The sequence below is a fragment of the Spirulina sp. 06S082 genome, assembly GCF_034932145.1.
Taxonomy (GTDB): domain Bacteria; phylum Cyanobacteriota; class Cyanobacteriia; order Cyanobacteriales; family Spirulinaceae; genus CCY15215.
The window spans coordinates 1-5,599 of the sequence record NZ_JAYGHV010000339.1 but is presented as its reverse complement, the minus strand read 5'-3'; the positions used below and the strand labels follow the sequence as shown (position 1 = coordinate 5,599).

Annotated in this window: 7 protein-coding genes; 6 read left to right on the top strand and 1 reads right to left on the bottom strand. The window is 43.3% G+C overall.

Translation table 11 applies throughout. The features are described from left to right. Positions 1–274: 274 nt before the first annotated feature. From VB714_RS20700 to VB714_RS20680, 5 genes are all read left to right on the top strand, one after another. On the top strand, positions 275–691 hold the full coding sequence (locus tag VB714_RS20700) for an element excision factor XisH family protein (protein ID WP_204105628.1): 417 nt from the start codon (positions 275–277) through the stop codon (positions 689–691). Next, a complete protein-coding gene (locus VB714_RS20695; protein ID WP_323226580.1) occupies positions 679–1,032 on the top strand; it encodes a XisI protein in 354 nt (117 codons plus the stop codon). Before VB714_RS20700 ends, VB714_RS20695 begins: the two co-directional genes overlap by 13 nt. A gap of 75 nt (positions 1,033–1,107) precedes the next feature. Then, positions 1,108–2,532, top strand: coding sequence for a serine/threonine-protein kinase (locus VB714_RS20690; RefSeq protein ID WP_323226579.1), 1,425 nt, complete (start codon positions 1,108–1,110; stop codon positions 2,530–2,532). 125 nt (positions 2,533–2,657) lie between these two features. Next, positions 2,658–3,599 (top strand): serine/threonine-protein kinase, encoded by a 942-nt coding sequence (locus VB714_RS20685; RefSeq protein WP_323226578.1) that lies wholly within the window; start codon positions 2,658–2,660, stop codon positions 3,597–3,599. A gap of 91 nt (positions 3,600–3,690) precedes the next feature. Then, positions 3,691–4,977 (top strand): serine/threonine-protein kinase, encoded by a 1,287-nt coding sequence (locus VB714_RS20680; protein WP_323226577.1) that lies wholly within the window; start codon positions 3,691–3,693, stop codon positions 4,975–4,977. A 48-nt stretch (positions 4,978–5,025) separates the two neighbouring features. Here VB714_RS20680 and VB714_RS20675 read toward each other — a convergent pair whose 3' ends face one another. Then, positions 5,026–5,259 carry a hypothetical protein gene (locus VB714_RS20675; RefSeq protein ID WP_323226576.1) on the bottom strand — a complete coding sequence of 78 codons (234 nt, stop codon included), beginning with the start codon at positions 5,257–5,259 and terminating at the stop codon, positions 5,026–5,028. Between the two features lie 228 nt (positions 5,260–5,487). Between VB714_RS20675 and VB714_RS20670 the strand changes: the two genes are divergently transcribed. Then, positions 5,488–5,599, top strand: a 112-nt coding sequence (locus VB714_RS20670; RefSeq protein ID WP_323225145.1) for a helix-turn-helix domain-containing protein, incomplete at its 3' end; no start/stop codon positions are given.

Genomic DNA, 5,599 nt, shown 5'->3' with positions numbered 1-5,599 from the left:
AGTCATAAATCCTCTCCCGTCTAACAATGTCGACTCAATACCTCAATCCCAATTGTCTCCAAATTAACCCCGATCGCGTTGAGGGTGCAAGCATAACACCCCTACAATGAGATTGAGGTTCGATCGCGTGAGTTTGGGAAATTTAGGAGATTATACAACGGAAAGCTATTATACTTATCTCATCAAATTTTTAAAGTCTCCTGAAAAAGCAGCAAATTGATTAAATGCGATAATGTTAAACTAAAATGAGAAGAGGAGAGATAAAAAAGAAAAAATGGCTGCAAAAGACTTATTTCATGATGCTGTTAAACAAGCTCTACAGAAGGAACACTGGAACATTACAGCCGATCCCCTCAGAGTTAAGATTGACAAAGTACATTTTGAAATCGATTTGGGTGCAGATAAAATGTTAGCGGCTGAGAAAGGAGAACGAAAAATTGCCGTTGAAATCAAAAGTTTCTTAAGTAATTCAAGTCTCACAGATTTTCATGCAGCCTTGGGTCAATTTTTGAACTATAGACTTGCTTTGCAAATGACCGATATCGAGAGAATCTTATATTTAGCTGTACCATTAAATACATTTAACTCTTTTTTTCAAGAAAGATTCATTCAAGAAGCTGTTCAATTCTATCAACTTAAACTCATTATTTACGATCCATCCAAGGAGGTTATTACACAATGGAAAGATTAGAATTTTATCGTGAATGTATTTGCAAATTTCTAACCGCAGAAATTTTTAAAGAACAAGAAAATCCTGACATAGAGAATCAATTGATTTTTGATAAAGAACGCGATCGCTATCTCTTATTAGATGTCGGTTGGCAAGATCACGAACGAATTTATGCTTGTTTTATTCATCTGGATATAAAAATAGGAAAAATTTGGATTCAGCGCAATATGACTGAGGTGGATATTGCCGAAGAATTGGTTAATATGGGAGTTCCTAAAGAGGATATTATTATCGGCTTGCTGCCACCTTACCAGAGACCTTATACTGGTTATGGAACAACGGATTTAGCTACACCTGTATAATGGTCACGATTCTAAATTTATAGTAAACTAGCTTTATTATCTCACATCCATCGCCAATTCCTCCCCAGTCGAGCAATGTCCCAATGTCTTAATCCTGATTGTCTGCAAACTAACTCCGATAATGCCCAATTTTGCCAGAAATGCGGTGATAAACTGCGATTACGAGAACGCTACTGGGCAAAGTATATTTTAGGAGAAGGAGGGTTTGGTCGCACTTTTTTAGCAGTAGACGAAGATAAACCTTCAAAACCCCCTTGTGTGATTAAACAGTTTCTCCCTCAAGCACAGGGGACAGAAAGTATACAAAAAGCCTCAGAATTGTTTGCACAAGAAGCACAACGGTTAGAAGAGTTGGGCAAACATTCGCAAATTCCAGAGTTATTTGCTTATTTTACTTCAGATAATCGTCAATATTTGGTACAAGAATTCATTGATGGGCAAAATTTACAAACAGAGTTAGAGCAAAATGGAGTTTTCAAGGAAAGTCAGATTCGGGAGTTGTTGCAAGATTTATTGACAGTGTTGCAATTTGTCCACAATAATCAAGTCATTCATCGGGATATAAAACCGGAAAATATTATTCGACGCAATGCAGATAAAAAGTTAGTTTTAGTGGATTTTGGCGCGGCAAAATATATCAAACCCGTACAACGCAGCGTCACGGGAACAGTTATCGGTTCGGCGGAATATTGCGCCCCAGAACAGTCAATGGGTAAGCCTAAGTTTATCAGTGATTTGTATAGTTTGGGGGTAACTTGTTTGCATTTATTGACTCAAGTAAGTCCGTTTGAATTGTATGATGTGATGGAGGCGGAATGGGCGTGGCGAGATTTTTTGAATGGTAATTCCGTCAGTGATGAGTTAGGCAGTATTTTAGATCGATTAATTGAACCAAAACCGAAGAGTCGCTATCAATCGGTTGCAGAAGTTTTAAACTGTTTTCAGCCGAGTTCCCCTCAGATTAGCGTTCCCTCATCTCCTACCCCGAATTTTACGCCAATTTCGCCCCCTGTCGTGCCTTTTAGCAAACAAGTCACGCCATCTCGCTATCAACGGTTAGAGGCGCTGCTAAAGGGGGGAAAATGGCGAGAAGCGGATGAGGAGACGGGAAAAGTAATGTGTCAGGTGGCGGGACGAGAGGAGGAGAGATGCTTGAATACTGAAAGCATCGACAATTTTCCCTGTGAGGATTTGCGGGCGATTGACCAACTCTGGATAAAATACAGCAAGGGGCGCTTCGGTTTTTCGGTACAGAAGCGGATTTACCAGAGTTTGGGAGGGACGCGAGAATATGATGAGGAAATTTGGCAAAAGTTCGGCGATCGCGTAGGATGGCGCAGGAAGTGGCGGTTGTATTACAAGGATTGGGATTTCACTTCCAAAGCACCCCAAGGACACCTCCCTTCCTTATGGGTGTTGGGGTGGTGGGGTGATTGGGTGTGGTGGGTGGAGAAGGATTTGGTGCGTCTCTTCTCTCGCGTCGAGACTTGTAGAATGTAATATATAACGCTTACAGAATTCTATAACGATTTGTAGCAGGGTCATTTTTCTCGAAACCTTGCGGGCGCAAGCATTGCGCCCCTACGATAAATAACAGCATATTTTAATGCAGGGAAGAAGCGATTATGGTTTGGCAAGCGGGAGATACGCTGAAAAATGGCACATATACCATTGAAAAAGTTTTGGGACAAGGGCGTTTTGGTATCACTTATTTAGCCCGATCGCGGGATAATCGTTTGGTTGCCATTAAAACACTGAATTTAGATTCTTCTTTCCTCCAAGGAATGACGGTTAAAGAAAAGAAGGATTTAGAGGCAAAATTCTGCGATGAAGCCGTTAAATTGGCAAAGTGTCGCCATCCTCATATTGTACGAGTGCAAGAACTGTTTCAAGAACAAAAATCGGGATTTTTACGAGAACATCGCTATTGGTGTATCGTGATGGACTATATCGAGGGGAAGGATTTGGGCGATCGCACTACACCGATTTTACCCCAACGAGAAGCCTTGCGCTATATTCGCCAAATTGGAGAAGCATTAATAGTCGTCCATAAAGAGGGTTTATTACATCGGGATCTTAAACCCGCTAATATTATGTTACGGTTACGAGAAGGAAAAATGGAGGCAGTTTTAATTGATTTTGGTTTGGCGCGGGCATTCGATCATCCCCTAACGCAACAGATTACCAGCGATGGATTCGCGCCGATAGAATTGTATTCGGGACAGTTAGATCGGGGAAGTTGGAGTGATGTTTATGAGTTGGCGGCGACGTTATATGAGTTACTCACAGGAAAAGCGCCGGAAAGTGCGTTAGATTGTAACGATCGCGATCTCAGTATCGATTTAACGCCCCCCATCTGCCACAATGAAAGAATTAGCAAGCGGGTGAATCGAGCAATTTTAAAAGGAATGGCGCTAATGCCTCGCGATCGCGTGCAAACGATACCAGAATTTTTGCGATTATTGGGAGTGAAAGGTTGGTTTGTTCCTTTTCCTCAGTGGGATGTGAATATGTGGGTGCAAATTGGAATGATGATCGCCGCATTTTTGGCGCTTTTTTTGCGGTAAAAATTGACAGATCGACGAGAAGAAAGACAAACTCTAGCAGATTACAAAATTCGAGTAAAATAATCTTATACCCTCGCAAAAATTCTCCACCATGTACTGGTCGCAAGGAAACAAACTCCAAAACGGTAGACTAATTATTGAGACAATTCTCGGGCGCGGTGGCTTTGGTATCACCTACAAGGCAATTCATCAAGGGTTTCAAACCCCGGTGGTGATTAAAACCCCCAATGCTGTTCTCAGAAACGATCCCGACTACGAAAGATATGTCAATCGCTTTATCCGCGAGGCGAGAATTTTAGCTCAATTATGCCGCGATCCCCATCCCAATATTGTTCGAGTGAATGACCTTTTTGAAGAAGAGGGGGCGCATTGTTTGGTGATGGAGTTTATCGAGGGGATGAATTTATATCAGTTAGTGCAGCAACGAGGGGCAATTCCAGAACAAGAGGTGTTACGGTATATTTGTCCCATTGCCGAGGCGTTGGTGAAAGTACATGAGGCGGGTTTAGTGCATCGGGATGCGACTCCTGTGAATATCATGTTACGGGGGAATTCTCAGCCTATTTTAATCGATTTTGGTATTTCTGGGGAAATTATTCCCACGACGGTGAGTTCTAAAATGTTCGGGAATCTTGCTTTTGCCCCTTACGAACAGATTATCAGGGGAAATCGCGAACCGACAGTAGATGTTTATACCCTTGCTGCTTCGTTATATCTCGGTGTGACGGGACAATTGCCTGTAAATTGTTTGGTGCGGAAGGTGGATGATGAAAAGTTGATTCCGCCGAAAGATTTGGTTACGGTAAGCGATCGGGTGAATGAGGCGATCGTCCGAGGAATGGCGGTGAAACCAGAAGATCGCCCTCAGTCAATGCAGGACTGGTTAGAAATTCTGGAGGTATCGGAAGTTGTCTCCCCTCGCTATCACAGGTTAGAGGCGCTGCTAAAGGGGGGACAATGGCAAGAAGCGGATGAGGAGACGAGAAAGGTAATGTGTCAGGTGGCGGGACGAGAGGAGGAGGGATACTTGGATACTAAAAGTATCGACAATTTTCCCTGTGAGGATTTGCGGGCGATTGACCAACTCTGGGTAAAATACAGCAAGGGACGCTTCGGCTTTTCAGTACAGAAGCGCATTTACCAGAGTTTGGGAGGGACGCGAGAATATGATAGGAAAATTTGGGAGAAGTTCGGCGATCGCGTGGGATGGCGCAGAGGAGAAAGTTGGTTGTATTACAAGGATTTAACTTTCACTTCCAAAGCACCCCAAGGACACTTCCCGGATTGTGTGGGGGTGGTTTGGGTTGGTTTGGAGGGGGGATTTGGTGGGGTTATTGGTGGGCAGTATGGGGCTCTTCTCTCGCGTCGAGACTTGTAGAATGTAACATATAACGCTTACAGAATTCTATAACGATTTGTAACAGGGTCATTTTTCTCGAAATCTTGCGGGTTCTAGCTTTTCGTTACCTGTCACCGCCCTCAGTTCCAACTGTTCCGCCGATTTCACTCTACTCGTACTACAACCTTCCCGCCGTAGTATATTTCCCGCCACCTTGGGGTTATAGCAATTTGCAAAAATGAACTTTTCCGCTACTGCTTCCACAAAATGCAAAAAGAGGACTCCCGCTAGACCCGTTGACGAAGCCTGCGCTACGCGCATTAGGGTTAGCGGTGAGATGACGAGCGCTTTCCCTCTCTTGGTCGATTGGATATGGCGAATTCGATTCGCCATCCCTCGACCGCTTGGCGAATTCGATTGTTCCGGTAGGTCGCTCGTCTTTTTGCCAACAAACAAAACCGACCAAAGTAGGGACGTTAAATTTAACGTCCCTACAAATAGATTGACATTCTTTGTAAAGGTTGCTAGAATCCGATTCAGGAGGTCAAAATGTTAACACTAACTTACGAGTATAAATTAATCCCGAACGAAAAGCAAATCGAGGTAATTGAGAACACCTTGAGAGTGTGTCGTGCTGTCTGGAATTACGCCCTAAGAGAGC

Excerpts from the sequence above, each read along its gene's own strand:
- VB714_RS20695 (WP_323226580.1), top strand. The coding sequence starts at position 679 with ATGGAAAGATTAGAATTTTATCGTGAATGTATTTGCAAATTTCTAACC.
- VB714_RS20690 (WP_323226579.1), top strand. The coding sequence starts at position 1,108 with ATGTCCCAATGTCTTAATCCTGATTGTCTGCAAACTAACTCCGATAAT.
- VB714_RS20685 (WP_323226578.1), top strand. The coding sequence starts at position 2,658 with ATGGTTTGGCAAGCGGGAGATACGCTGAAAAATGGCACATATACCATT.
- VB714_RS20675 (WP_323226576.1), bottom strand. The coding sequence starts at position 5,259 with ATGCGCGTAGCGCAGGCTTCGTCAACGGGTCTAGCGGGAGTCCTCTTT.
- VB714_RS20680 (WP_323226577.1), top strand. The coding sequence starts at position 3,691 with ATGTACTGGTCGCAAGGAAACAAACTCCAAAACGGTAGACTAATTATT.
- VB714_RS20700 (WP_204105628.1), top strand. The coding sequence starts at position 275 with ATGGCTGCAAAAGACTTATTTCATGATGCTGTTAAACAAGCTCTACAG.